This window comes from Paenibacillus sp. EKM212P (genome assembly GCF_011066115.1).
Classification (GTDB): Bacteria; Bacillota; Bacilli; order Paenibacillales; family Paenibacillaceae; genus Paenibacillus; species Paenibacillus polymyxa_B.
Genome location: NZ_JAAMNR010000003.1, coordinates 257,008 through 281,780 on the forward strand (window position 1 = coordinate 257,008; position 24,773 = coordinate 281,780).

Here is a 24,773-nt window from a genome sequence, read left to right on the forward strand (position 1 = left end):
GAGGAATATTATAACATACGAATCATAAAATTTACGTTTTTACGCTCTTTCCGAAAAGGAGGAACGAATATGGAGCAAAAGCGCTTCAAAGATGAACATGGATATAAATATGACTTTGCCGCCATGATCCGAAGAGGAGAACAAGTAGCTGTTCACTGTCCCCGTTGTCAGGGCCAAGCTTTTATTTCCAGATCCAAAAAAGAATGTTATTACGTTGTTCGATGCTCTCATTGTTACTACACGTATCAGCAGCCAGAATCTTATACATTCTATGCACGCGGCGTATGCAACCATTGTGAGCGGTATTTTAATATCGAAATCCATGATGACCGAACGAAACTCCATAAAAATACGAATATAAACTGTCCGCACTGTGAGACACGCAATCAGGTTCCGGTGCATCGTGTTCAATCACGCGAATGGCATACGGACGTGATTCAAAACGGAAAAGACCCTATTTTCCAGCTCCAGCTGTACTTCCTTGATTACTATCGGGGTAAACCTGTCTGGGCTCTTAACCGTATACACCTGAATTACCTGCTCTCCTATATCTCTGCCGATTTGCGGGAAAAGCCTATATCCGGTATGATGCGTACGGCTTCCCATTCCATTCCCAAGTACATTAAGGATGCGAAGAATCGCCAGGCCATCTTAAAGATATTACAAAAGCTACAGCATAAGCCAGCGTCTAAGAGAGGAGCCTCCATACATGAGCATACTAACTTTTGACAGCCTTGAAGCACTAGTTCATGCCGTTGACCAAACAGAAATCAATGAATGGGTATTTGCCAATCTGAAACTTGTCCAAAGTAATCCGCTCAATTCTACCTACTACATCATCCCCGAGGAAGAATTGTGGGAGCTGGAGGATGCCGGTCTCACCGTCACCAATCATCGTGATGAAAGTATCCCTGCATCTCTGCCAGACCATCACGTGCAATCTTGGCTGGAGGTAGCGACTGTACAGGATGTTATTGAAGTGTTACGCCACAGCGGAAGCGAGCCGGATATTGAACGCATTGCGCAGGGACTGCGATATTATCATGAATATGATGCTTTTATGGAATAAGCGTCTCCAGCAACTCTTTCACCTCAGGGACAGCCTGCTTCAGGCTGTTTTTTAGTTTCTTCGCGCCACCCCATATACGATAAACAAGCACCTCTTGTTCGTAGTCCTCCAGCTTCTCAAGCTCCTCCACCAGTACCTGTGCCTGCTCTACAGTTTCGATTCCGGATGACTTCAGTGGTTTGGCAGACTCGTTGCTTGCCAGTAGAATCCTCGTCCAAACGGGGATCGTGTCAGGTGTTAGCCCATGCGCTTCGGCAAAAGCAGCCGCGTAACAGTCCTGTACGGACTGATGTTCACTGTCCACCAGCTTCATATAACGATTCACTAATGGGAAATAGTTCGTTCCTTTCAGTCCTAGTCCCATTACCGCATAGGTTCCCGGCATCGCCGACTTTTCACCGGGCTCTACATCGTTATACCATTTGAATTCTTCCATCACGGTTTCGGCATATTCAGCCAGCAACGGATGCAGCGACGGATACTCAAGTGCATTGGCGAAGAAACGATGTAGCGTAGATTTAGCCAACTTGGGTACAGGCAGGTAGTTTTTCACCTTGCTTTTGAACTTCATCCGATATTCCTTGGTAAAGCCCTTCTTTAAAATATCGCATAAATATACAAGTGCTTGTCTATAGCTTTCTTCTTCCTCTGAACGAATCTGAACCTCCAATGTTTGCAAAATATCATTGGCTTGGCAGATGACTCGCTCGCTTGTATGTAGCGCTGGGATGCTTCCTGATCCGCTCTCAAGCCACACGGAAGCCTGCTCCGAGCCTAGCTGTACAGCAATCTCCAAATATTTCTGCCGTGCATCGGCATCGGTCGAACCCACCCGCATCGCGGTAAGCAGGAACATCTCCATGGCTGGCGCGGGAATTTCCGAAGGGAGAATATCGGGCTTCACTTTATAATCCAACCCATAGCTTTTTTCCCGATCCGCATACTTCAGCAAAAATTCATCTTCAGCCCAATGCTTTAAGCCACTGCTGAGCTGATACCTCCATGCTTCCTCACGCTTGCGGCTGACCTTCACTTTGGCATCCATTATATGGAGCAACTCATCCACACGTTGGGCATCTATAGCGTACAAATGAGGATCAAGCAAGTGTCTCACTAAGAAGAAATCGTCCTCTTCCTTCGGGATAGCTTTACTGGAGGGGTTGAGCTTCTGCTCCACAAACTGCTGGATAGTGGCTAACAGTTGCTGCCGTTTATCTTCATTTAGGAGTGAGAATGTAAAATGATTGGCCTTATTCTCCAAGACCACTTCCAGATGAAAATCCAGCCGATAACGAAAGAACATGGAACTGAATTCTTCCGAATTAAATAGCGCCTCTATCCGTTCCCTAAACACAGGCATCCATTCGTCCTGAACCTGCTGCAGTGTTACCCCCTCCGTAAAACCAGAAATCTCCATGTCCGGTCTACGATGATCCCAATCAAACGGTTCGTAGGTATCCACCCACAGCCCATCCTTCTTACAGGTAACTTTTAAGTATTCATGAATCCCTTCGTGAAGGACACTTTTGATTTGGAATTCGGCGATACGCTTTTGCTCAGAAGCGTACGCCTCATCAATCGCCTCAAAAATTGGATCTATGTAGGCTTGTACCCCTGATGTTGTCATAAGATGTGTTCCTCCTTCGTCCCCTCACAAATTGTAGTTCCTATGGAATTAAGATAGACTAATCTATAACTATTTTATTTCCTAATTATAGCATATCTCTCATTTACTTTTGATCTCTATCCCTATAGATAGAGTGCCGGAAAGCAGGTGTATCCTACATGTATTGGGTTTCCACACAACATACGACGGTGGCTGCCACGACACTCGGAGATCATTACTACGAAGACTTTAGATGTTCAAGTCCCATTCACAGAAACACTGGAAGATATTTTACGGGATGAATTCGGAAAGATGGAACCATTTCCCCGTTATTTCGAACCTGTCAGCCCAGACAAAGCCTCAACATTCCTACTTTTTAATCCCCCGGATACGACCGAGGCCTACAATCCAGCCCATCCGAACGAGCAAGCCCTGGATTTCGCTCCGGCATCCATACAAGCATTGGCTCAGCGGTTTAAACAGCATTTTGCCTCAAACCTATGGATTGAAAATGAGCATATCTGCATGGCTTTTCTTCAGACTCTAGGCGGATACGTGCGTTTTAACTATGCATATGGACGCGAAGTGGCGATCATTTATGAACCGAAAGCGATAGCACTTCGTGATGAAATTCTAGCATTCTTGCAAAAAGAGCATTGTCGGGTTGTAGAGTAAGAGGAGGACGAATACGAATGACAGTACATTTTGCACAAACCTTAGAAAAACTGGAACAAGTCGTTGATCGTCTGAGACAAAGTGGGATGCCTGATGTGGTATACCAATGGACGGAGGGGATTTCTACAGGTGAACTAACTGAGCTGGAGGAACGGCTGCGGATGCCTTTGCCTGCCTCCCTGTCTGAATTAATACAGCGGTGTGGCAGCTTAAATTTACTATGGTGCCTCCCCCCACACTGTATTGTAGCGGATGGACCGGAGTGTTCATATAAAAACAGCAATGATCTTGAACAAGAACAGAGTATTCTAGACGATATCACAGGAGAGTTCGGCTGGAATCATGAGTATATTAGCAATTTTACATCCTATGGGGAAGATACCGATTCAGCAGCGGACGAGCAACGATATCTGATCCTTAATTATAATGGTGCGGGTGATCCGATACTGCTTGATATGGCGACATCCACTACAGAGCCAGCGGTGTTCTGCTATCATCACGAGTTGGACCAGTTCACGCTGCTTGCGGAAAATCTACCTGCCTATATAGACACCATGCTCACCTTGCATGGGCTATGGCTATGGGATTGGTTTAAAGTGGCCGATGAGCAAGGCATTCAGCTAAACAGCCCACCACTGCAACTCTGGCTACGCTGGTTGAACATGTTTTGCACGATGAAACTGGAGGATGCGCAATCGTTGGAGACGCTGATCCATTACACCACCATGCATGGCGTAGATCATCCTGCTGTGTTGCAGGCTTTTCAAGCCTATGATCCAAAGGATATTTTTCTTGCCTGGGAGCAGCACTGGCAGAACATTCAACATAGCCAGGTTCCATTCTCTACTTGGGCCGTTTTGGTAGGGGAGACCGCGGGGATTGGGGCTGCTGATTGGGCCCGCTCCTTGTGGGAACCGGAAACCGCGCAAGCATGGACATCTTTAGCTCAAAACAATACCCTACATGCTAAGGGTGCATTTGTGTCCACACGTGCCTATCTGAGCGCCCGTTGCCTACCCGAGCAGGAAGGCTTGGTATGTGTTTGCAATCACCTGCTACAGGATTCGGTTGCAGAAGACAAATTAGAAGGATACACCGCTAATGGGCAGCTACAGCATTTTCGTTCACCACAGATCATTAACTGGATGCGGGATAAAGTCAATCATCCGGTGGATGGCTGGGCAATACTTTTCGCTCACTCCCGTCCTACAGCTGAGCAGTTGATTGAATGGCTATCCGATAGCGAGCTTCATCAGAAAATTGCAACGGAGGCGCTGGATATCATGATTCATCGGGATCTCCTTCCCGCTCTGGAAGCAGACGCTTGGGCCAATATCTCAGATCTGCTTCTTGCTTCTTTGCAGCTCGTTATGCTCAAAAAAGATAAACGTCGCATTGAAGCCGTGCTTAATCAGCTTTCAGACGCGGATTCGCATGTACAGTGATGCGAGGTAAAGAAAGTTAGCCGCTGCGTCAGCGGCTTAACCCTCTGAGGAAAGTATCTATAGTGAATGCGATCAATTCATCATTGGATTTTGCCATAGGAAGTTCAAAATTCAGGAGCAAAGAAGTCAATCCGTGCAGCATGCTCCATACGGATCTGGCGATCAGGCGCTCATCTCCTTGCATGATGCAGCCTTCCTCCATAGCGGCTTTGAGCCCAGCTTCAAGCAGCTCAAAGCCTTTAAAACGCCCACTGTCTATAAGGCTGACCAAGCTTACAGATTCCAGGTTGCTGATAAACAGGATGTTGTAATATTCCGGGTTAGCCGTTCCAAAACGAACATACGCATCAGATACTGTTTTCAGTGTGTCCAGAGCGTTCAATCCCGCTGCCTGTGCTTCATCCACACGCTGCTGAAGAGCCTGCAGGAACAAGGTATTTCCTTCTACCAGCAGTTCACGGACCACGGCTTCCTTATTGGCAAAATAATGATAAATAGTTGTTGGTGAATATTCGATCTGATCCGCAATTTTGCGCATGGAGACTTCGGCATATCCTTGATTCAGGAAAAGCGACCGGGCGGCCTCAATGATTTTCCGGCGGATCTCACTGCTTTCACGTTCTCGGCGTTTGATATGTTTCATGAGTAGATGTACTTGCCCTTTCTGCCTACCCCAATTTGGCGGCGATACGATCAGCTTCCATTATACCCGAGTTCATAACCCCTTGAAACCCGCCCCCAGGCTGTGTCCAGGCCCCTACCAATGACAGACGATTCACGGCTGATTTGTGCTTCAGTCTTTTTATACCGGACTGCCGGACCGTTTGTGCGTAGCCATAAACGGCCCCGTCGGGATTAGCGGTATAACGCTGCATCGTGCGCGGTGTGCCCAACTCGGCCACCACTACCTTGCTGCGAAAACCCGGATACAGCTGTTCTAGACATCCCAGTATCTGCTGTGTCACGGCTTCTTTTTTGGCTTTATATTGGGGACGTGCGGCTGGCCAGTTCTCCAATCTGTCCAAAAATGTAATTGCAATGACACCCTTTCCCGGTTCATTGAGCTTAGGGTCCATGGCGTTATAATTCGTGAGCATCCAGTTGCCTTTGGTATACTGGCCGCTCATCATAACTTCATAGTCTGTTTCCGAATCCGGCTCATTGCACAGGATTAAGTCTTCTTCGGTGATGCCAAGCTCATGAGGCTCACATGATAATCCCAGATATAGCTGGGTGAGAGACGTGCCAGTCTCCAGACTGCTGACAGCTTCCAGCTCACGACGGGCAGCATCATGGTTTTGCAGTAGGCGGCCATACGTATGATGGGGACTGATACCAGACACAATCCAGTTGGCTTTATATACATCGCCTTTTTTCAAACGGACTCCAACTGCTTTACCGCGTTCGAGTATAATCTCAGATACTTGACTGCGCAGGTGAACTTCTCCTCCCGCTGACTTAATAGCGTCAACCAATGCATTGGATAAAGCCTGTGCGCCTCCCTCAATGTAGTACGTCCCCTCCAAATGATAGCCGATCCAGGGAATGAAAAAATACAAGGCCGCAAGCCGTTTTGGAGGCAATCCATAATAGGCCCACAGCGCGGTAAAGAATTCTATGAAGCGGTCAGACAAACCAAACTGGCTTACAGCTTCCCAGGTCGTCATTTGCGTCCAACGGAAGAAGGTTCCTGCTTTGAGCAGGCCAACCGCCTTGCGCCAGGAAGTGAGAGTAGAAAAAGCAGAAAAGCCTGTTTCAAAACGGCGAATGCCCGCGAATAAACTGTCAATGCCTGACACCTCAGCAGGAAACATATTTTTGAGGAGCTGCACATACTCCTGAACATCGGACGGAATATCAATGGTCTGTCCTTCCCAACGAATGGAGTAAGGGTGCTTTTTGCGGAGAGGAACAATTCGCTGGTCCGCATTGCAGTCCTTTAACAGCCGACCGAAGCTGCCCTCCTCGAGTCCGCCGACACCGTGCAAGGAGACATCAAAGGTATATCCCTTTCTTGTAAATTCAGTTGCGAAACCGCCAGCTAAAGTATGGCTTTCAAAAACAGCTGTTCGGTAACCGAGCGCGGAAAGTCTTGCTGCACAGGACAAGCCGCCCAGTCCTGCACCGATGACAATAACATCGTATTGGTTCATGATTTCATCCCCTTTTTTTAACATCGTTATATAAGTTAACACTGTTAAGTTAAGGGGATTATATACCACAATATTACCGTTGAAAAGCCCCTATGACTTGGTTTTCCTGCTATAGATGAATACCATGAGTTCGACATATCCACTTCTAATTGCAAGTTGCTTTAAGGATTTTTGTAGAATCCTCCGTAACGAAAGTAAAACTTTTTTTAAAAAAACACCTAAAAATGTAGCGCTTTCACTTGTCAGATTCCAATGAAGGTGCTATCCTTCAAGTGGGATTGTTACTGAAAAGGCAAAACCCGAGTACACACGTGTACCCGGAGTTTGCCTTTTTTTGATTTGTATGAATTTCACAGCTTACAGTCAACCATCCCGAACATGTAGTAAGCGCTTTAAAAAAATGACACCAAAGGAGATTAATCTCATGCAAAGAAGACGTTTTGCCCTTGTTTTATTATCTTTCGTGTTCCTGCTTACGATCTTTTTCCCATCCTCCAGCTCTGCCGCAGCAGCCGATGTCCCAGCGCCACAGGCTGTCCTACTTACTCAGGTACAGCCTTTGGGTGAAGTCGTTTCTGCTGTCGTACTGAAATACAGCACCAATATTGACGGGGCATCCTTATCCACGTCCAGCTTTCAGGTTCAATCTGTACTCAATGATGTATATACAGACAGAACCGTGACCAGTGTATATACCAATGATACTGGAGCCATCACCAACCGCAGTACTCATGGCAAATATGTCGTGATTGAGCTGGATACGCAAGATAAAAATGCAAGTACCCTTACTTACGATGCAACAAGCGCAGTTAACCGCATCAACACGTTGAATTATACGATTAGTCAAAAGAAAGATATTGCAACTTCAAAGAAAACAGTCATCCCAGCCTCTACACAGACTGTAAAAGCAACGGATAAAATTACACCAATCGTGGACGACTTCCAAAAAAACACCTTTGAAAATAAAGAAGGCTTCAAGCTGAACTACTTTACATTCGAGCCTAAAGTAGAGCCTGACAAAACCTACCCGTTGGTTGTATTCCTGCACGGAAACGGCGAACGCGGTGATGGAAACGGAGTCAACCTGTTAGCGAATGCTGGTGCTGTCACTTGGGCTTCTCCTGAGCAGCAAGCCAAACACCCATCCTTCGTCATCGCTCCACAAAGCCCGATTGACCTGGAGCATAAATTCATTTGGGCAGATGAGCCACGCAACAGCGCTGTAGCCGATTTGGTACGTGATACGGCGTTAAAATACCCGATCGATACCAACCGAATCTATATTGTTGGTATTTCTCAAGGAGCCATGGGAACGTGGAGATTGTTGGAAAAAAATCTGGACTTGTTCGCCGCAGGTGTGCCAATTGCCGGTTTGACCAACTATGAAAAAGCCGTTAACATGTATGCGCCTGTTGAACCTACACACGTCGAGGCATTGAAAAACGTTCCTATTTGGGCCTTCCATGCTGCAGACGATACCACAGTAAGTCCTAAAAACTCGCAAGAAATGGTCGCTGCCATTAAAGCACAAAACGGAAACCTCATTCACTTCACTGAATACGAAGCAGGGATTATCAAACCTACAGGACACTTCTCCTGGGTTCCGGCTCTGCAAAATCAGGATATGATTGAATGGCTGTTTGCACAAAAGAAATAAATGTAGTTTTTGTATTAAAACCGAACTTAAAAGTTTCATATTGTGCCACTACGCAGTCGGATAGTACTTCCCATCGCCACCGCCCCCGGATTTCTTGAACAAAGCCTTTTATAGAGTAGTAATCCGGGGAGGTGATGCTTCCGAAGCGCGCTTTCCTACGGAAAGCTTTTAAAGCGATCGCTTCGCTTGTACAGCACTATTCCGTCTACTCCGTTTTTATGTTCATTTTGAGTTTGGTTTTTTATATCTCCAAATAATGCGCCAGAAACGGTTCGATACCCGCCTGGCGCTTTTTTATTATTCAAAAAAAGACACCTACTTTCCTGTGTACCATCATCAGGAAGGCAGGTGCAATATCAAAACGAGGAGACTAAAAAATTTGACACTGGTATTGCCATTTGCAGTTAACTTGGAACCTGCTACTTCGCGCGTTTCGCAGCTTTGATCGTTCTCAAAGCTCGTCTGCGAGTTACCTTATTCGGACTCCGAAGCTGTCTTCTGGCAGTTGCCACATCTGCTTTAGCCATGTGTACATCACCATCCTATTCACTTAGGCTCATCATGGGAGTCTGCGCCTAAAGACTTAAATGATTATGATTCTCATTATCATTTAAGATTATATAATGAAATCTACTAGCATGCAAGAGCTTTGGGGGAAGTATGTATCTTTATTACGGCAGTGTCCATTTCACCCTTTTAGGCTTCTGTGTTACATTATATAAGTAAAACGAGAACAAAAATTCGAATCAGAATTTACGTTCGCCATTTTTCATAGTCCTTTATTCCGAACTAAGTCAAAGTCTATATCTTCCCGACATGTGTTCCATAACAGTTCATCTGTAAGAAAACTTAATGCATCCATGTTGCGCAATCGTTCGACCAACTCAGTAATCACATCTATGTCTTCACGTTGTACATGTCTTGCAAGAGTGATTCCTCCCGTGTCACCATCAACATATAGATGCGAATAATGCCTTTCCTTTTTTACATGTCGAAGAGTAAGTACGCTATTGTCGATCATCATGACGTATCGATCCTTGATCAGATAGCCTTCAAAAAGCTCATACATATGCGGAAGATCACAGGGACCAAGAATGACACTTACTTTTTCAAAATTACTTTTGTTCATTTAGATTTAGCTCCCTCTTATGATTTTAATTATTCAAAGCAAGAAAACTAACAACTATTCACTCGAAAAAGCGGAATTCAAACCACAAGTTTTACTCCTGTAGTTCTATTTTATTACTTCTATAGTAAAACTTCAATAGATTTTATGATTTTCTTGTACTATGAAACAAAAGGAGAATCTAAATTATGGAGATTCAAAATAGATATCATTTTAAACTTGGCGATATTTTAGAAGAACTTGATATTTCCCGAAATAAACTGGCCGTAGAAGCAAAAATACGTCCGGCAACTGTAATAGATATGGTAAATGGCAAAACCAAAAGACTTGAATTAGAAACACTTGTCCATATCCTTGATGCTTTGAATAGATTCGCCCGCCAGCGTAGATTTACAAGGACTATTACTCTTGCTGATATTGTAGAGTACATTCCCGAAGATGGAATTGAGGGACATTGAGACTACCAAGGCATGACCTCAATTATTTTTGTAATTCGTTAGAACATGGGGGTTCTGTTCAACATGAAAATGTCAAACGCACAGGGAATTGCTTTCAAACTTGAAGAATTGCTTCGAGAAATCGGGATTACTAAAAATGCCCTCGCTCGTGAGGCTAAAATCAGACCCAATACTATCTACGAAATGTGTAACAATACATCCAAGCGGATCGAGTTTAAAACGTTTAATACAGTGATGGAAACGTTAATTCGCCTTTCTGGTCGCCCGTTAACCCTGCACGATGTTCTCGAGTACATACCTGAAGATGAGGTCCATGAATATTAATTCTGCGTAGAGTGTGGCGTTATTTTCAATAATCCTATACAAAGCAAAAAGACCCATTTTTTTAGAAATTCGGGTCTTTTTGCTTTAAAGGAATCCATTATGCAAATATATAGATTTACAGCACTCAGAACTTAATTACATTCCAAAATGATCATATAAACGTGTCAAACACTCTTTACTCACCCCAGATTAATCCACTTTGCCGCCCTCTACGACCAGTTGATCTGTAAAGCCTTCTCCATAAACAGAGGTCAGTGTGTCCTTGTAGGCTTGATGCACAAAGTTTTCCTTGCCTAATGTAGCCAGCTCATTGTTGATCCAGTCTAATAACTCCTTATTTCCCTTTGCGACTGCGGGTGCAATCGTATCTTGACCACCAAAGGCCGGGATGGTTACGGTAAAGCCAGGGTTGGCCTTTGCCCAGGCGATCAGCTCTGTATTATCGTTGGCAATGGCAGCCCCGCGTTTGTCTTTGAGGGCTGAGAAGATTTCTGTATATTGATCGAATTTAAGCAGCTTGATATCAGGGTAATTTTTCGTGAAATAGGTTTCAGCCGTTGTTCCCTTTGCGACAATCAGCTTCTGATCCGAATTCTTCAATTGGTCAATCGTGGTGATTGGAGCGCTATCAGGCGACACAATGCCAAAGGATAATTTCATATACGGGTTGGCAAAATCGACTTTTTCCTTACGCTCATCCGTCACCGTAAAGTTAGCCATGATGATATCTACCTTGTTGGATTCCAAATAGGCGACCCGGCTGGCAGCATCCACCAGAACAAATTCCACCTTGGACTCGTCACCCAAGAGATCTTTGGCAAACCGCTTCGCAATATAGACGTCAAAGCCTTGATTCTTCCCTTCCGAATCCACGTAGCCAAAAGGCGGCTTATCTGCAAATACACCTATTCGAATCTTGCCATTCTTTTTAATGTCCTCAATCGAAGCAAATTTAGCCGAGCCTGAACTACCGTTGGTATTTCCGCCTCCTGCACATCCCGCCAAACCAACAATCAGCAAGCTCAAAGCCAGTAATAACGTCGTGAACTTCATTCCTTTTCTCATCTGTATTCATCCCCCTGTTTATATCGTTTCGTACTGAAATATATCCAGAAAGTGCTGGGCACGCTCTGTTTCCGGTTGGGTAAAAAATTGCTGTGGCGTAGTCATTTCGCATATCTGTCCTTGATCCATAAAAACGATACGATCCCCTACCGACTTGGCAAATCCCATTTCATGCGTCACGATAATCATGGTCATGCCCTGCTGTGCCAGCTCTCGCATGACATCCAGCACCTCTCTGACCATTTCCGGGTCCAAGGATGCGGTGACTTCATCAAAGAGCATAATTTCCGGGTTCATACACAGGGCGCGCACAATTGCAATCCGTTGCTTTTGCCCGCCTGATAATTGTCTCGGATACGCATCTTTGCGATCCAGCAGACCCACTCGCTCCAATAGCTGCTCCGCTTGCTCAAGTGCCTCCTGCTTGCTTCTCCGCTGAACTTTAAGCGGGCCGAGTAATATATTTTCTAAGACCGTCATATGTGGAAACAGCTCGTAGTTCTGGAACACCATTCCGATATGTTGCCGCACCTCACGCCAATTCACTTTCTTATCCGTCAGGTCCTGCCCTCTATAACGGATATCTCCACTCTGGACCGGCTCCAGACCATTGAGACATCGGAGGAGCGTGCTTTTTCCACATCCCGAAGGACCGAGAACGACCACGACTTCCCCTTTCGTTACGTCCAGATTAATCTGTTGCAGTACTTTTCGGTCTTCGAAGCTTTTGTGCAGCCCTCGAATTTCGAGTAAAACCTCCACAGCCTCTCCCATGACATCCACCCCATCCTGCTAATTTTGCCATCTGCGTTCAAATCTTTTGGAAAGTCTGGATAACGGATAGCATACGAGAAAATACAATATGAAAATAAAGCCGTACACCCAGAAGGATGCCGAGGGCGCCTTGATTACACCAAGCTCAATAATCTGCTGCCCCACCTTGACCACTTCCACTACACCGATCAGCACCACTAATGAAGTGGTTTTGATCATCCGTGTCGCCAGATTAATAGAACCGGGAAGCATTCGGCGCACCGCCTGGGGAATGAGCACATGGCGGTATAACTGTCCATATGTCAGTCCCAATGCCTGCCCGGATTCCACCTGATGCTTGGGCAGTGATTCCAATGCACCACGAACGATGTCACCAATCTCGGCCGCTCCCCACAGGCTGAATACGATAATTGCTGTCAATTCCCCGCTGATATTCACATTCAACAAAGGAGTAAATCCAAAATATACAACATACAACCACACCAGAATTGGAATAATGCGGAATGTCTCCAAATATAACTTCAGCACAAACCGAATCGGTCTTGATTTTAAGGTGCGCAGCAACCCCATCAAAATGCCTAATAGAGTACCGATAATAATGGAAAGTAGCGCAATCTCCAGCGTAACGAGCAATCCCCCTAATAGACGCTCGAAATTGGAACCTTCAAAGAGCACATTAATCCCCGAATTCAGCATATCGCACCTTCCTTTCCACCCACGTCAGCAGTATCGATAAAGGTAACAGCAGAACGAGATATGCCAATACCAGCAGAATTAGCGATTCTGTCGTTTTGTAGTACATACCAATCAGGTCTTTTGCGACATTCATCAGATCTAATAAAGCAATGGCGCCAACAATGGAAGTCTCCTTGAGCAAAAATATCGCATTCGCTCCCAGAGACGGAACGCTGATGGCAAAAGCCTGTGGCAAAATAACATATCTCGCCAGTTGTATCTTGGATAGTCCGAGACTCAGCCCGGATTCCGTCTGGGTTTTGCTCACTGCTTCCATTCCCCCACGGAACGCCTCAGCCATATAACCCCCGCCCAAAAAGGTCATGCCCACAATGGCACACGTCATTTCGCTCATATGCAGACCTATTTTCGTAAATCCGTAATACAGAAAATATAACTGTACAAGCAGCGGCGTATTTCGGGAAAGCTCAATATAGGCAACAACGATGCCGCTAACTCCCCTTACCTTGTAATACAGTACTGTGCTGCACAGCAAACCGACGACTAATGAAAATAGAATAGCAAAAAAGGCGATCTTCAACGTCAACCACATAGCTTCTCCATATAAGGGCAAGCTCTCTACAATAAACTCCCAGTCTAAGTTCATATGTGTATACCTTTCGATTTTCAATTATTCCTATGTATTTGCTTTGCTTAATAACAATGATTGTATTCCTGGCCAATTATTACGTCAATACTTTGATGAAAATTTGTCATATTTATTTATGATTCAGGAAGAAAAGTGTTGTTTTATTTCAGAAATAAATAAAAAAAGCTTGAAATGAATAATTTCATTTCAAGCTTTGATTTATGCTATACGATTCATCACACGAGCGGCTCGGTAACAAGAGGGCCGCCGAGCTTCTCTACAATTAAACGGCTCTCCTCATTTAATCCCCGCAGGGTGATGGATTTGCCGGATTTCGTATACTTTTGCAACACCTTGCCGATGGCAGTAACTGCGGAGTGATCCCAAATATGAGAATGACTGAAGTCCACCACGACATGTTCTGGATCATCCGAAGGTTCGAAATGATCGACAAAATGAGTCGTTGAAGCAAAAAACATCGGACCCCTGACATGGTACACCTTCTCGTCGTTGTTCTCCGTTGCGCTGATGCGAATTTTAGCCATTTTCCAGCCAAAATGCAGGGCACTCAGCAGTACGCCTACGATCACGCCCTTGGACAAATCATGCGTAGCCACCACAATGATCACCGTGACCACCATAATAAACGTGTCCGCCTTGGGTACCTTAGCAATGTTTCGGAGCGATTTCCAGTCTACGGTTCCGATACACACCATGAACATGACTCCTACCAATGCACCCATTGGCACTTCCTTTACAACCCCGCCAAGCACGAGCAGCAGAAAGGCCAAGAATACCCCAGCCGTAAAAGTGGACAAACGCCCTCTTCCACCTGAGCTGACATTAATGACGGATTGTCCGATCATGGCACAACCACCCATACCACCAAAAAAGCCATTTACAAAGTTGGCAATCCCTTGTCCGCGGGCTTCCCGGTTTTTATTGCTTTTCGTTTCGGTCATTTCATCCAGAATACTGGCTGTCAGCAGCGATTCCAGCAGTCCAACCAGTGCCATCGTAAAGGAATACGGCAGCAAAATCCGCAAAGTATGCCACGACCACTCAATTTGCGGCAAATGGAATGAAGGCAGCGAGCTGGTTAGCGTACCGATATCTCCTACCGTTTTCACATTCAATCCAAATACATACGTAATGATCGTCATGATGATGATTGCCGTCAATGGAGCAGGAATGCTTTTCACAAATCTCGGTAAAATATACACAATGAGCAGCGTCCCCGCTACCATCGCGTACATGATCCAATTAGCTCCATGGAAGTGGGTGAGTTGCGCCATAAAGACGAGGATCGCCAGCGCATTCACAAATCCGGTCATAACCGGCTGCGAAATAAAGCTGATAAAGCGACCTATTTTCAAAACACCCAGCAGCACTTGAATGATTCCTGCCAAAATGGTAGCTGCAAACAGATACTCCACGCCATGATCCTTCACCAGGCCAACGACCAGTACAGCTACGGCCCCGGTTGCTGCCGAGATCATGGCCGGACGTCCACCTGCAAAAGAGATGACAATTGCCATCGAGATGGAGGCATACAGTCCGACCATGGGATTGACCCCCGCAATGATCGAGAAGGCAATCGCCTCGGGAATTAGTGCTAGCGCCACAGTCATGCCGGCAAGTATATCGGCCCGGATATTACCGAACCATTGTTGTCTAAGATTCATACTGTCTCGTTCCAGCCTCCTATATTTACAGAGAGTAGCGTGTTGACTCGCAACCCGTGTGTTTCGGGCATCCGTCCAGCTGCCAATCGCCAAGGCTCTCCTATCATTCAGCTCGTCTCTCTCAAACGAACCCGGTCCGTTACATTCAGTCCATCATTATAACGTAAGGAATTCGCAGAGACGAATGAGTTAAAAGGCTGTTTACAGAAAGAAATCATCTATTTCCTTGAAATATCGATCATTATCTTCATCTTATTCGTTTTCTTATAATTAAAATTTTCGCAATTACTAAGATTCTAACCTGCTAAAGTTTATCACCTTAACTTCATACTCAGACTCCGCGAACTGTAGATCTTGATCCGCCGTAACCAGTACCAATTGGTTTATAATAGCTGTCGCAAGAATCAATGCATCTGGAGTCTTGAGCTTTCTTGCAAACTTATCTTTTTGTTCTCTTCTGATACGCCCCGCTTTAACTGCGATATCTGAATTAACTGCAATAAATTCCCCGCCAAGAAAAGGTATTGAATCTAAGGCAGTATCAGTGGGCAACCCGGCTATAAACTCGGACTGAGTTATAACAGAAAAGAAAATATTCTCTTTGTCTTTCTCAGCTTGTCGTATTACTCTATCCAAAGATGAGTCAAGTCTATGAAGGGCAATAGCTGCATTCGTATCAAATAAATACCCCATCTAATCCCAATCCTCTCTGGATTGTTTAACACTCTCTTCGATCTCAAGTAATTGCTCCTTACTTAGGCTGCCTCGGGAATTTAAAACAGCTTGCAACCCTTTCGGTAACGGGGACTCTAAATCAATAACCTCAGTTTCCCCCTGTTTATTTTCTATAGTAACTTTTGATGGTTCAAACCCAATATCACGAAGGAGATTTAAGAGACGTATTCGATGTAGATCAGTTAATTTTTTTGCCACTAAAATCACTCCTTAGCAAAAGATTAGTTTCCTGTCATAGCTCATTTGATTCGTTTTCTTATGTTTAAAATTTTCGCAATTTCTGTACAAGCTCCGATAGGGATTCCGCAATCTCAGAGTCCGCATGCTGCTGGAGTAAGCCTTCAAAGTCAGGCAGTGCTTGCTTCAATAATCGATAACTATAGTCATAATAACTCCAAAAAGCTACCGGATCATAACCGCGTGCTTCTTCCTCTTCCCACTCCAGTTCATCTTCTTCTGGATCGCTGTCTGCCGGCCATAGATATTTTTCGTCCAGCAGCATAATTAGGGATTCTACAGACTTCTGTGAATCCTCTTGTGCGTTTTCCATGTCCAATGCTCCAACAACCGCATGGTACAGTTCCAACTCACTCCGCGTGATATCATCCGAATTTCTCATATGCATATTACGCAATAAGAAAAGTAACACCCATGGAGTAACCTGCCACAATGTGCCTTGATGCTCTATCAGATCAGCAATTGCTGCGTACTCCCCGTTGGATATCAATTGTGGCAACTCCGTGCCCCTGCCATAAGGAGTAGTCAGGCGGTGCCATGGCACATCTGCAATTTGGAGATTATTCATCTTATGTGTATCCATAAGTTTTCCTTTCTGGTCAGTATCTAGAATCTTCCCGATTTAAAAATGGAATATAGTAAAAAGGCAACCATTAAGAGAGCGACAACAAAGCCGATTTCAATGGCAGGTACATTCCACAGCATGGTCGCCTGATGATTCAGCGATGAACCGATAATCAGTCCGACCATAATAATGCTGAACGCTAACAGCACGATACTGAATGACAGACGGTTGCTGATCTGATCCAGCCTGCGCAGAAGCATTTCCAGCTCCGGCACAGTAACCTCCAGCTTAAGCTTGCCCTTGCTGATAATCGAGGCCAAGTGCCTCGCATGTCCTGGCAGTTCCATCAGCGTCTCCACCAGCTCAGTCGCACCACCCAGCAGCTTGCCTCGGATACGACGACCGCTGAAGCGTTCCTTCAACAGCTTGTTACCAAAGGGCTCAGCCAAAGCGATAATACTGAGATCGGGGTCCAGGTGCTCCACGACCCCCTCCAGTGTCAGCAACGCCTTGCCTAGCAACAGGACGTCCGACGGCAAACCAATCCGATGGCGCTGCGCTGCGCCAAATAGGTCGTTCAAAGCATCACCAATACTGATCTGTGAGAAAGGAACGTCTGAGTAATCTTCCCGTATCTTGTCCAGATCGGCACGCAGCGCATTCAGGTCGGTGTCCGGTTCGACCAGACCCAAACGTTCGATAGACCGAACCATGGCATCGGTATTTTTGCGCATCAGGGCAATAATGAGGGAAGCGAGATGATTCTTCATCTCTTCGCTCAACCTTCCCGTCATGCCAAAGTCCAAATAAGCAAGACTGCCATTTTTCAAAACGAGTAAATTCCCCGGATGGGGATCGGCATGAAAAAATCCCTCTATAAAAATTTGATGCAGCATGCTGTTCACCAGCCGCTGCGCCAGTTCTTTCAAGTTATATCCACGGCGTAATAGCTCTTCACGACTACCCAAGTGAGTTCCGTCTAGAAACTCCATAGTCAGTATACGGGAAGAGGTATGATCCCAGTATATTTTCGGAATATAGATATGTGGGTCCTGCTCAAATTGGAGGGCAATCTTCTCTGTATTACGGGCTTCATGGTTGTAATCCAGCTCCTGAATGAGCGATCTCCCCAGCTCCTCTACCATCTGGCGAAGCTGATACCGCTCTACCCACTCCCAGCGCTTGGCTGCCATAGCGGTCAGTTCCCGCAAAATGTCCAAATCTCGCCGAATGATGCGATTAACGCCAGGACGCTGGATTTTAATGGCGACCATTTCGCCGCTGTGCAGCTTGCCCAGATGCACTTGCCCGATCGAAGCAGCGGCCAGCGGAACATCGTCAAAACGAACCAGTATGTCCTCTAATGACGTGTCCAGCTCCTGCTCCAGAATGCCACGCGCCGTTTCAGATGAAAACGGTGGTACCTGATCCTGAAGCTTAACCAGCTCACGGATAATAGGCTCCGGCAGCAGGTCAGCACGTGTGCTTGCCAACTGTCCAAGCTTGATGAATGCAGGCCCCAGATCCTCCAGCACAAGTCGAATCCGTTCACCTAGCGTTTTGGACTCGGGAGTTTCTCTCGTCAGCCACTTGCGAGGCAATGACAGCAGCTGGAACAGTCCCATTTCTTCCACCATATAGCCAAAGCCATGACGCGCCAGCGCCATGGCAATTTCCCGGTAACGACCGGCGTGCTTCATACGAACCGCCATTTTAATCCAGCCGGTTCGCTTCTTCAGCGTCGCTCGAACCCGTAAGCGCCGCCTTTTCTTTTTCCAGCTCCGCTACCTGTTTTTCCAACAATGCCACACGCTGCTCCAAACTTGTAACATCATTTTCGGTAGGTACTTCCAGCTCCTGCAAAATGCGGCTAACCTGTTCGCGGATCACTGTTTTGAATTGTCCCTGTTCCTCTGCCCCTCGTTCGATCAGACGATCGACCAGCGCTTTGGATTCCGAGGGCGCAAGTTCTCCCCGGTTTACAAGATCCTCGACGGCTTTCTCCACCTTTTCTTTGCTGACAACGGTGAGGCCCCACCCCAATGAGATGGCTTTTTTGAACAAATCGCTCATAATATATCCTCCCCTACCTGTGATTACCTATAGTATAACCTGAAAAGGGGAGCCGCATAAAGTTCGCAGCTCCCCTTCCTCAATGAATGGAATGATCTATGTTTAACCTGGAAAGCGTCCAGCCCACTTGGCAGCCTGAAGCAGCAGCTTGCGGTATCCCTCGTGCTGGAAGCTTGGCTGATTATGTCCAGGCATCAAATAGACGATCCGACCCAAGCCATAGGACAGTGACCATGCCGCCGGCCACCACTGGCCTTCGTGTTCATATTCCATCAGTAGTGTTTTTTCAGTGAATGGATCAAAATCAAAACGATACGGCTCCTCTTGCATCTCGAACGGCTCAATTCCTTCCATAATCGGATGATCAGGCTCCGTTACTTTGAAGGAAAGTGGACCCGCAGCCGGGTGTCGCAAGAAACGTGCCCCCATTAACTGTGCAATTTCATACCGTCCTTGCAATGTGATTCCGTTATGCAGCACAAGCAATCCACCCCCGCCGCTAACATAAGACAGCAATCCTGCTGTTTGTTGAGGTGACAGAACCTCCTTGCGGCTATCGCAGTACGAGATACATAGATCAAATGAGGTTAGATTTTCCTTGAGCAGCATTTTACGATTCTCACTGCACTGTACCGTCATCCAATCCTGTAAAATATGGCTAATCTCTTCGTCCACCCCTTGCAGCGGGTGAAACTCCGGATACGAATAATCTCCTAACAACAATGCTTTTCTTTTTTCCATGATAAATCCTCCTTGCCTGACTTGTATATAAGGACTTTAAAGGCGGGGCCCGTGTCATTTATTCTTGTTTGTGGGGTCAAAACGCTCAGAAAATTCCGTTTGGCCCTTATCCATTTCCCATAACACCGCCATCATTGTCCGAGCTACGGCATATATAAATAATTCTACAGACGACCTATTAAATCCTTTAGCAGACGATTATAGCATATATGTTCGCTCGGAATAAACTTATTAAAACTTATTCAAAATTTATAAATCTGAACGATGGCGATTCGGCCTGTTTATGGTATACTCGTAAGAAAAAAAGTGCGTCCATGCTTGATTAACAATGAAGGGCCGCTTTTTGTAAGAATTTATGCTTGCGGTTATAGAATTGATAAGAATTGCCTCAAACCTTATACATTCTATAAATCTTAAAAAACCGGGGAGGTTGCATGAATGAAAAGGACTGGAATGACCCGGCCCTTGGACAGCTTGGGGCGAATTGTGCTTCCTAAAGAGTTGCGCATGACGATGGAGATTGACATCGGCGATCCATTAGAGTTTTTTATTGAAGACCAGACACTCATGCTCCGTAAGTACAAATCAACCAACTGTATATTTTGCGGTGCGGTTGATACCAACACCTACTTTAAAGATCAGTTTATCTGCGATGAATGTGCGGCCTCGATGAAAACGGAAGATTTAGTTCCGGTCACAGCGACTGAAACCCATTCACCTCCACTTAAGCAAAATATGCATATGAAAAAAATTTATCAGCGCACAGACGTTATTTTGGAGAAAATGAGAGAGCTTATGGAAGAACATCCAGCATCTTCACAAAAACAACTCGCCTCCATGCTTGGCGTGAGTCAGGGAAGGATTTCCCAACTGAAAAAACTCATGTAAGCGAATCACCAAAAAAGTAATGTATACGCTTCCATACTATGTAAGGTTTAAATCTATTGAATTTAGAAAAGCCGGACCCTTTAGGGACTCGGCTTTTTTTCGCTTATATGAAGTGGTGCACTCGTTTGCAAACCTATTGACCGTAAACCCGGCATTGTTCCACCCAGCGTGCTGCCGCCTTGGGAAGAGATGCAAGATGAACATGCGTGTAGGCTGCCAAAAGGTTCCCTTTCGCATAACCCTCGCTCTGGAGACCACGCATCCCCTTGGTTTGATAGGCGTAGGAGTAGGGGACGGATGATTCATCATAGTGCATGACAGAATAATGAAATTCATGTCCCCGAATGGTCTCTCCAGCCTCCAGCAGCAAGCAATCCTGCAAAGCGGTTGCTTCCCGGTATCCCAGTGCAGCCCGTTTCTCCTGCATGCGGACGTCCGACGGAATAACCCCGGCCATGTGATAGGCATTCCCCATACGATCCGTAAGTGTCCGTGCCAGTACCATATAACCGCCGCATTCGGCGAATACTGGCATATCCCGGCTTACCGCGTTGCGGATATCTTCCAAAAAGCCCGTATTTGCAGCGATATCTGCGGCAAACTCTTCGGGGAAACCGCCGCCCAGGTATAGGCCGCTTGCCTGCTCAGGTACGCGTTCTCCCGCCAGCGGACTGAAATAGACAATCTCTGCTCCCGCCTGACGTAGCAAATCCATATTTTCCGGGTAGTAAAAATTGAACGCCGCATCTCTGGCGACGGCGATGACGGGACGTTCCCCGGTATCAGCTTCATGCCCTGCTGATGGAAGCCAATCCGGGGGAAACAACGGTTGTGCGGGCAGAGACAACGGCGGAGCCGAATCCGCCAATGCCCGCAGTGCATCCAGATCCGTACCCGCGCGGATCAGCTCTGCCGCCCGTTGGAAAAGCGGCTCCAGCTCGCCGCGTTCCACAGCGGGTACTAAACCCAGATGACGCTCGGGAATATCCAGCCCGTCATCACGCTTTAACCAGCCGAGCACGGGGATGCCGCACTCCTGCTCAATCGCCTTTTTGACGATGCCATAGTGCCCTTGGCTACCGCAGCGATTCACAATTACGCCCACAATGCGCAGCTTGGGCTCCAAGCGCTGAAAGCCGAGCACAATAGCGGCGGCGCTTCGTGCCATACTGCGCACGTCGACCACCAGCAATACAGGGCTGTCCGTCAGCATGGCGATCTCAGCGGTCGAGCCGGTGTTGCTGAGCGGGTCCTTGCCGTCATACAGCCCCATGACGCCTTCAATCACGGAAATATCCGCGCCTTCGGAAGCACGGATAAAGGTTTCACGCACCGTATCCGGTGAGGTCATCCATGAATCCAGATTACGGGAAGAGGTCCCGGTCGCGGCAGTATGATAGGTCGGATCGATATAATCCGGCCCGCATTTAAACCCCTGCACTCGCAGGCCGCTGTCGGCGAACGCCTTCATCAGCCCAAGGGTAACAGTCGTTTTGCCTGCGCCGCTGCCTGTTCCGGCAACAACAATACGGCTTCTGCGCGTAGCGGCAGACGGATCAGACTGTACAGCCTGCTTCATGATGTCAGTCATAGGAAACCCGCGCTACAGACAGCGTCATATTGCCGCTTTTTTTCTTCTCCAGCAGCCAATGGTCTGCACCAGAAGACAACAAGGCTGAAGGTTCACTGACCCCATATGCGCCAGTGTATTTGAAGACGGTTTCCGATGGATTGGGAAGCTGCACCGTATTCAGCTCTGACGGAGTATACGTCACCAGTTCCCAACCGTATTTGGCGCAAAGGGCAAGTAAGCCCTCTTCGTCCTTTTTCAGATCAATGGTGGCAATATTTCGTACGCTTTTCACGGACAAACGCAGCTCTTGCAAGGTGTCCAGCACACCCGCCTCCAGTTCCTCCAATGCAGTCCCACGGTTGCAGCCGATGCCGAGCACCAAGCTTTTCGGACGGTACAGCACACCATTAGAAAGAAGCTGCTCCTCTTCCTCCGGCTCCAATAAACGGTCACTCACGACCAATGCGGCGTTAAACGGTTCTTGCAATGCTTCTGCCGTCGAAGCATATACCTTGATATGTCTAGGTACAGGCTTGTCATAACGCCACCAGTTCCGTTCGCCTGTCTCTTGTATGAGCGCAACAGGTTCCTCGTTCACAACAGCAGCGCTCACAGGAGTGGCCTTGTCGAAGCTATCGACCACCCAACCCAATTCCCGACCAAACATGTCCACCGGAATCGTGCCCTGCACGTCTGATGCAGTCGTGATTACAGCACGTGCGCCTAGTACAGTCGCTACATGGCGGGTCAATTCATTGGCGCCACCCAAATGGCCAGACAATACGCTAATGACATGCTCGCCGCGATCATCAATGACAACTACCGCTGGGTCTACCTTTTTATCCACCAAAATTGGTGCAATCATACGAACTACTGCACCGAGAGAAATAAACAAAATAATACCGTTATATTGTTTAAATAAATCCGGCAAAATCAGCTTGACCGAGCCTTCGAACAACTGAATGCCACGCTGCTGCTCGTCGCCACGCTCAAACTTGGACATGTAATACACATCCGTGCCCGGAAAGCTGGCTCCCAAATTGCGGACCATTTCCACTCCATGCTTCGTGATCGCCACAGCGGCAAATGGATTACTCACTGGGCTTCACTCCCTTCCGATAGCCATGGGTGAACGACTTATCGTACAGCTTGGAACGATGCGCGTCCTTGTCCACCAGTCCCGGGTCCAGCGCCCAGCCTGCCAGAATCATGGCATGCATCGTAATACCTGCTGCACGCAGATCAGCTGGCAATTGGGCAAGCGTCGTGCGTACGATCTTTTGGTCCGGCCAGGTCGCACGCTGCACAACTGCTACAGGTGTGTCCTCACTCCAGCCTGCCGCCAGAAACTCAACGACCACCTTCTTTGCCAGCGTTGCGCTGAGGAACAGTGCCACTGTACAGTGATGGGATGCCAAGTCACGCAGCTTTTCCCGATCCGGTACAGGTGTACGGCCTTCGGCACGCGTCAGAATGACCGTCTGCGTCAGGTCAGGCACAGTTAGCTCTGCACCCAGCACGGCCGCAGAAGCAAAAACCGAGCTGACGCCTGGTACGATTTCGTATGCTACTCCGCGCTGCTTCAGCAACACCATTTGCTCCAAAATCGCACCGTACACGGCTGGATCGCCTGTATGTACGCGAGCTACACTGCGTCCAGCCTGCACAGCCTCGCTCATAATCTCGACCTGCCGCTCCAAATCCATGCCTGAGCTTTGCAGTACCTGCGCCTCTGGCTTGGCCGTGGCAATCAGCTCGTCGTTCACGAGTGAATCCGTGTACAATACCACATCGGCCGTGCGTAGAATCCGGGAGCCTTTGACAGTAATCAGCTCCGGGTCGCCGGGACCTGCTCCTACGATATATACTTTGGGCTCCAACGTCATTTGCTCACCACCATTAAACTCAAATATTCAAGCTCCTGTCCGCGCAGCTCACGTGCGTCGCGCCATACCATTTCATAAGGAGAAGTGACCTTGGTAATGACTGATGCACGGTCCCCAAGATGGAGTTCATCCAGCACATCCAAAATCAAATCCAGCACCTTGGCAACCTTGATAAACACGACCGTATCGTGATTCTCAATCGCCCGCTTCATCGCTTCCCGATCATCCGTAGCCGGAATAATACCGACCTGCTGATCTCCGTCTGCCAAAGGCAATTCCAGCGCTGCCGCCGCTCCCAACACAGACGAAATGCCCGGAATAGATACAATCGGCACCTCAGGATGGAGATCCTTCATGAGCCGTGCCAAATGAATAAAGGTACTGTACAGATTAGGGTCTCCCTCTGTGACAAAGGCTACATCCTTGCCTTGACTCAGTGCCTCCCAGCAAGCAACCACCGTTTTGTTCCATTCACGCTCCAGTACAACCGGGTCCTTGGTCATTGGAAAAATGAGTCCCAGCATCTCCTTTTCCTCCGGGTTGACGTACAACTCCACGATCTCGTGAGCATACGACTTACCTCCCCGGCGTTTCTTCGGATAAGCCACAACTGCACATTCCTGAATCATGCGATACGCCTTGACTGTAATCAGCTCGGGATCACCCGGCCCCACGCCTACGCCGTAAAGTGTTCCTGTTGCCGCTGTATTCATG

Annotated in this window: 29 protein-coding genes; 8 read left to right on the plus strand and 21 right to left on the minus strand. The window is 47.1% G+C overall.

The features are described from left to right. Positions 1–69 precede the first annotated feature (69 nt). On the plus strand, positions 70–729 hold the full coding sequence (locus tag G9G54_RS10345; protein WP_165177819.1) for a hypothetical protein: 660 nt from the start codon (positions 70–72) through the stop codon (positions 727–729). Beyond that, the gene (locus tag G9G54_RS10350; protein ID WP_165177552.1) at positions 710–1,069 is read left to right on the plus strand and encodes a DUF7716 domain-containing protein; all 360 of its coding nucleotides are present in this window, start codon (positions 710–712) and stop codon (positions 1,067–1,069) included. The genes G9G54_RS10345 and G9G54_RS10350 overlap by 20 nt, the downstream gene beginning before the upstream one ends. Here G9G54_RS10350 and G9G54_RS10355 read toward each other — a convergent pair. Continuing rightward, the gene (locus G9G54_RS10355; RefSeq protein WP_165177821.1) at positions 1,059–2,696 is read right to left on the minus strand and encodes a DUF6138 family protein; all 1,638 of its coding nucleotides are present in this window, start codon (positions 2,694–2,696) and stop codon (positions 1,059–1,061) included. The two genes, G9G54_RS10350 and G9G54_RS10355, sit on opposite strands and share 11 nt — an antisense overlap. 291 nt (positions 2,697–2,987) lie before the next feature. On the opposite strand from G9G54_RS10355, the gene G9G54_RS10360 reads away from it, so the two are divergent. Both G9G54_RS10360 and G9G54_RS10365 read left to right on the plus strand, forming a co-directional pair. Beyond that, a complete protein-coding gene (locus G9G54_RS10360; protein ID WP_238807906.1) occupies positions 2,988–3,350 on the plus strand; it encodes a hypothetical protein in 363 nt (120 codons plus the stop codon). 17 nt (positions 3,351–3,367) lie between these two features. Next, complete coding sequence (locus G9G54_RS10365; protein ID WP_165177823.1) at positions 3,368–4,795, plus strand: SMI1/KNR4 family protein; 1,428 nt, start codon at positions 3,368–3,370, stop codon at positions 4,793–4,795. A 28-nt stretch (positions 4,796–4,823) separates the two neighbouring features. Here G9G54_RS10365 and G9G54_RS10370 read toward each other — a convergent pair whose 3' ends face one another. Next, positions 4,824–5,438, minus strand: a complete 615-nt coding sequence (locus G9G54_RS10370) for a TetR/AcrR family transcriptional regulator (RefSeq protein WP_061831995.1) — start codon at positions 5,436–5,438, stop codon at positions 4,824–4,826. A 25-nt stretch (positions 5,439–5,463) separates the two neighbouring features. Further along, entirely contained in the window at positions 5,464–6,948 is a 1,485-nt protein-coding gene (locus G9G54_RS10375) for a phytoene desaturase family protein (protein WP_165177825.1), read from the minus strand. A gap of 424 nt (positions 6,949–7,372) precedes the next feature. Here G9G54_RS10375 and G9G54_RS10380 point away from each other — a divergent pair, with 424 nt between their 5' ends. Beyond that, entirely contained in the window at positions 7,373–8,605 is a 1,233-nt protein-coding gene (locus G9G54_RS10380) for a PHB depolymerase family esterase (protein ID WP_165177827.1), read from the plus strand. Between the two features lie 155 nt (positions 8,606–8,760). Here the strand turns inward: G9G54_RS10380 and G9G54_RS10385 are convergent, their stop codons facing one another. The 3 genes from G9G54_RS10385 to G9G54_RS10395 form a co-directional block, all read right to left on the minus strand. Then, positions 8,761–8,910, minus strand: a complete 150-nt coding sequence (locus G9G54_RS10385; protein WP_165177829.1) for a hypothetical protein — start codon at positions 8,908–8,910, stop codon at positions 8,761–8,763. A 114-nt stretch (positions 8,911–9,024) separates the two neighbouring features. Next, on the minus strand, positions 9,025–9,132 hold the full coding sequence (locus tag G9G54_RS10390; RefSeq protein WP_158451783.1) for a putative metal homeostasis protein: 108 nt from the start codon (positions 9,130–9,132) through the stop codon (positions 9,025–9,027). A gap of 242 nt (positions 9,133–9,374) precedes the next feature. Further along, positions 9,375–9,734, minus strand: coding sequence for a hypothetical protein (locus G9G54_RS10395; protein WP_061831998.1), 360 nt, complete (start codon positions 9,732–9,734; stop codon positions 9,375–9,377). A gap of 185 nt (positions 9,735–9,919) precedes the next feature. On the opposite strand from G9G54_RS10395, the gene G9G54_RS10400 reads away from it, so the two are divergent. Together G9G54_RS10400 and G9G54_RS10405 are read left to right on the plus strand one after the other, a co-directional pair. Further along, positions 9,920–10,189 (plus strand): helix-turn-helix domain-containing protein, encoded by a 270-nt coding sequence (locus tag G9G54_RS10400; protein ID WP_010347197.1) that lies wholly within the window; start codon positions 9,920–9,922, stop codon positions 10,187–10,189. Between the two features lie 63 nt (positions 10,190–10,252). Then, on the plus strand, positions 10,253–10,513 hold the full coding sequence (locus tag G9G54_RS10405; RefSeq protein ID WP_053326298.1) for a helix-turn-helix domain-containing protein: 261 nt from the start codon (positions 10,253–10,255) through the stop codon (positions 10,511–10,513). A gap of 189 nt (positions 10,514–10,702) precedes the next feature. Here G9G54_RS10405 and G9G54_RS10410 read toward each other — a convergent pair whose 3' ends face one another. The 11 genes from G9G54_RS10410 to G9G54_RS10460 form a co-directional block, all read right to left on the minus strand. Continuing rightward, a complete protein-coding gene (locus G9G54_RS10410; RefSeq protein ID WP_069290583.1) occupies positions 10,703–11,578 on the minus strand; it encodes a cysteine ABC transporter substrate-binding protein in 876 nt (291 codons plus the stop codon). 18 nt (positions 11,579–11,596) lie between these two features. Then, the gene (locus G9G54_RS10415) at positions 11,597–12,352 is read right to left on the minus strand and encodes an amino acid ABC transporter ATP-binding protein (protein ID WP_165177831.1); all 756 of its coding nucleotides are present in this window, start codon (positions 12,350–12,352) and stop codon (positions 11,597–11,599) included. A gap of 18 nt (positions 12,353–12,370) precedes the next feature. Beyond that, entirely contained in the window at positions 12,371–13,048 is a 678-nt protein-coding gene (locus tag G9G54_RS10420; RefSeq protein ID WP_013312399.1) for an amino acid ABC transporter permease, read from the minus strand. Beyond that, positions 13,029–13,694 (minus strand): amino acid ABC transporter permease, encoded by a 666-nt coding sequence (locus tag G9G54_RS10425; protein WP_165177833.1) that lies wholly within the window; start codon positions 13,692–13,694, stop codon positions 13,029–13,031. Before G9G54_RS10425 ends, G9G54_RS10420 begins: the two co-directional genes overlap by 20 nt. A 218-nt stretch (positions 13,695–13,912) precedes the next feature. Then, a complete protein-coding gene (locus G9G54_RS10430; protein WP_165177835.1) occupies positions 13,913–15,361 on the minus strand; it encodes a SulP family inorganic anion transporter in 1,449 nt (482 codons plus the stop codon). Positions 15,362–15,649: 288 nt separating this feature from the next. After that, positions 15,650–16,054 (minus strand): PIN domain-containing protein, encoded by a 405-nt coding sequence (locus G9G54_RS10435; protein ID WP_165177837.1) that lies wholly within the window; start codon positions 16,052–16,054, stop codon positions 15,650–15,652. Continuing rightward, a complete protein-coding gene (locus G9G54_RS10440; protein WP_069290586.1) occupies positions 16,055–16,294 on the minus strand; it encodes a hypothetical protein in 240 nt (79 codons plus the stop codon). Positions 16,295–16,358: 64 nt separating this feature from the next. Next, positions 16,359–16,916: a hypothetical protein gene (locus G9G54_RS10445; RefSeq protein WP_165177839.1), complete on the minus strand. Its 558-nt coding sequence runs from the start codon at positions 16,914–16,916 to the stop codon at positions 16,359–16,361. A 23-nt stretch (positions 16,917–16,939) separates the two neighbouring features. Beyond that, complete coding sequence (locus G9G54_RS10450; protein ID WP_165177841.1) at positions 16,940–18,610, minus strand: ABC1 kinase family protein; 1,671 nt, start codon at positions 18,608–18,610, stop codon at positions 16,940–16,942. 1 nt (position 18,611) lies between these two features. Next, positions 18,612–18,971, minus strand: coding sequence for a phasin family protein (locus G9G54_RS10455; RefSeq protein WP_013312404.1), 360 nt, complete (start codon positions 18,969–18,971; stop codon positions 18,612–18,614). Positions 18,972–19,073: 102 nt separating this feature from the next. Beyond that, entirely contained in the window at positions 19,074–19,712 is a 639-nt protein-coding gene (locus tag G9G54_RS10460) for a ThuA domain-containing protein (protein WP_165177843.1), read from the minus strand. Between the two features lie 438 nt (positions 19,713–20,150). On the opposite strand from G9G54_RS10460, the gene G9G54_RS10465 reads away from it, so the two are divergent. Next, the gene (locus G9G54_RS10465; RefSeq protein WP_025721620.1) at positions 20,151–20,600 is read left to right on the plus strand and encodes an AbrB/MazE/SpoVT family DNA-binding domain-containing protein; all 450 of its coding nucleotides are present in this window, start codon (positions 20,151–20,153) and stop codon (positions 20,598–20,600) included. A gap of 133 nt (positions 20,601–20,733) precedes the next feature. Here the strand turns inward: G9G54_RS10465 and G9G54_RS10470 are convergent, their stop codons facing one another. Genes G9G54_RS10470 through cobI form a run of 4 tightly spaced genes read right to left on the minus strand, consistent with a single transcriptional unit; the run spans position 20,734 to position 24,772 of the window. Beyond that, positions 20,734–22,191: a cobyrinate a,c-diamide synthase gene (locus G9G54_RS10470; RefSeq protein WP_165177845.1), complete on the minus strand. Its 1,458-nt coding sequence runs from the start codon at positions 22,189–22,191 to the stop codon at positions 20,734–20,736. After that, a complete protein-coding gene (locus G9G54_RS10475) occupies positions 22,184–23,272 on the minus strand; it encodes a cobalt-precorrin 5A hydrolase (RefSeq protein WP_165177847.1) in 1,089 nt (362 codons plus the stop codon). Before G9G54_RS10475 ends, G9G54_RS10470 begins: the two co-directional genes overlap by 8 nt. Next, complete coding sequence (cobM, locus tag G9G54_RS10480; protein WP_023990786.1) at positions 23,265–24,059, minus strand: precorrin-4 C(11)-methyltransferase; 795 nt, start codon at positions 24,057–24,059, stop codon at positions 23,265–23,267. Before cobM ends, G9G54_RS10475 begins: the two co-directional genes overlap by 8 nt. Continuing rightward, positions 24,056–24,772, minus strand: coding sequence for a precorrin-2 C(20)-methyltransferase (gene cobI / locus G9G54_RS10485; protein WP_039271654.1), 717 nt, complete (start codon positions 24,770–24,772; stop codon positions 24,056–24,058). Before cobI ends, cobM begins: the two co-directional genes overlap by 4 nt. Position 24,773: the final 1 nt, after the last annotated feature.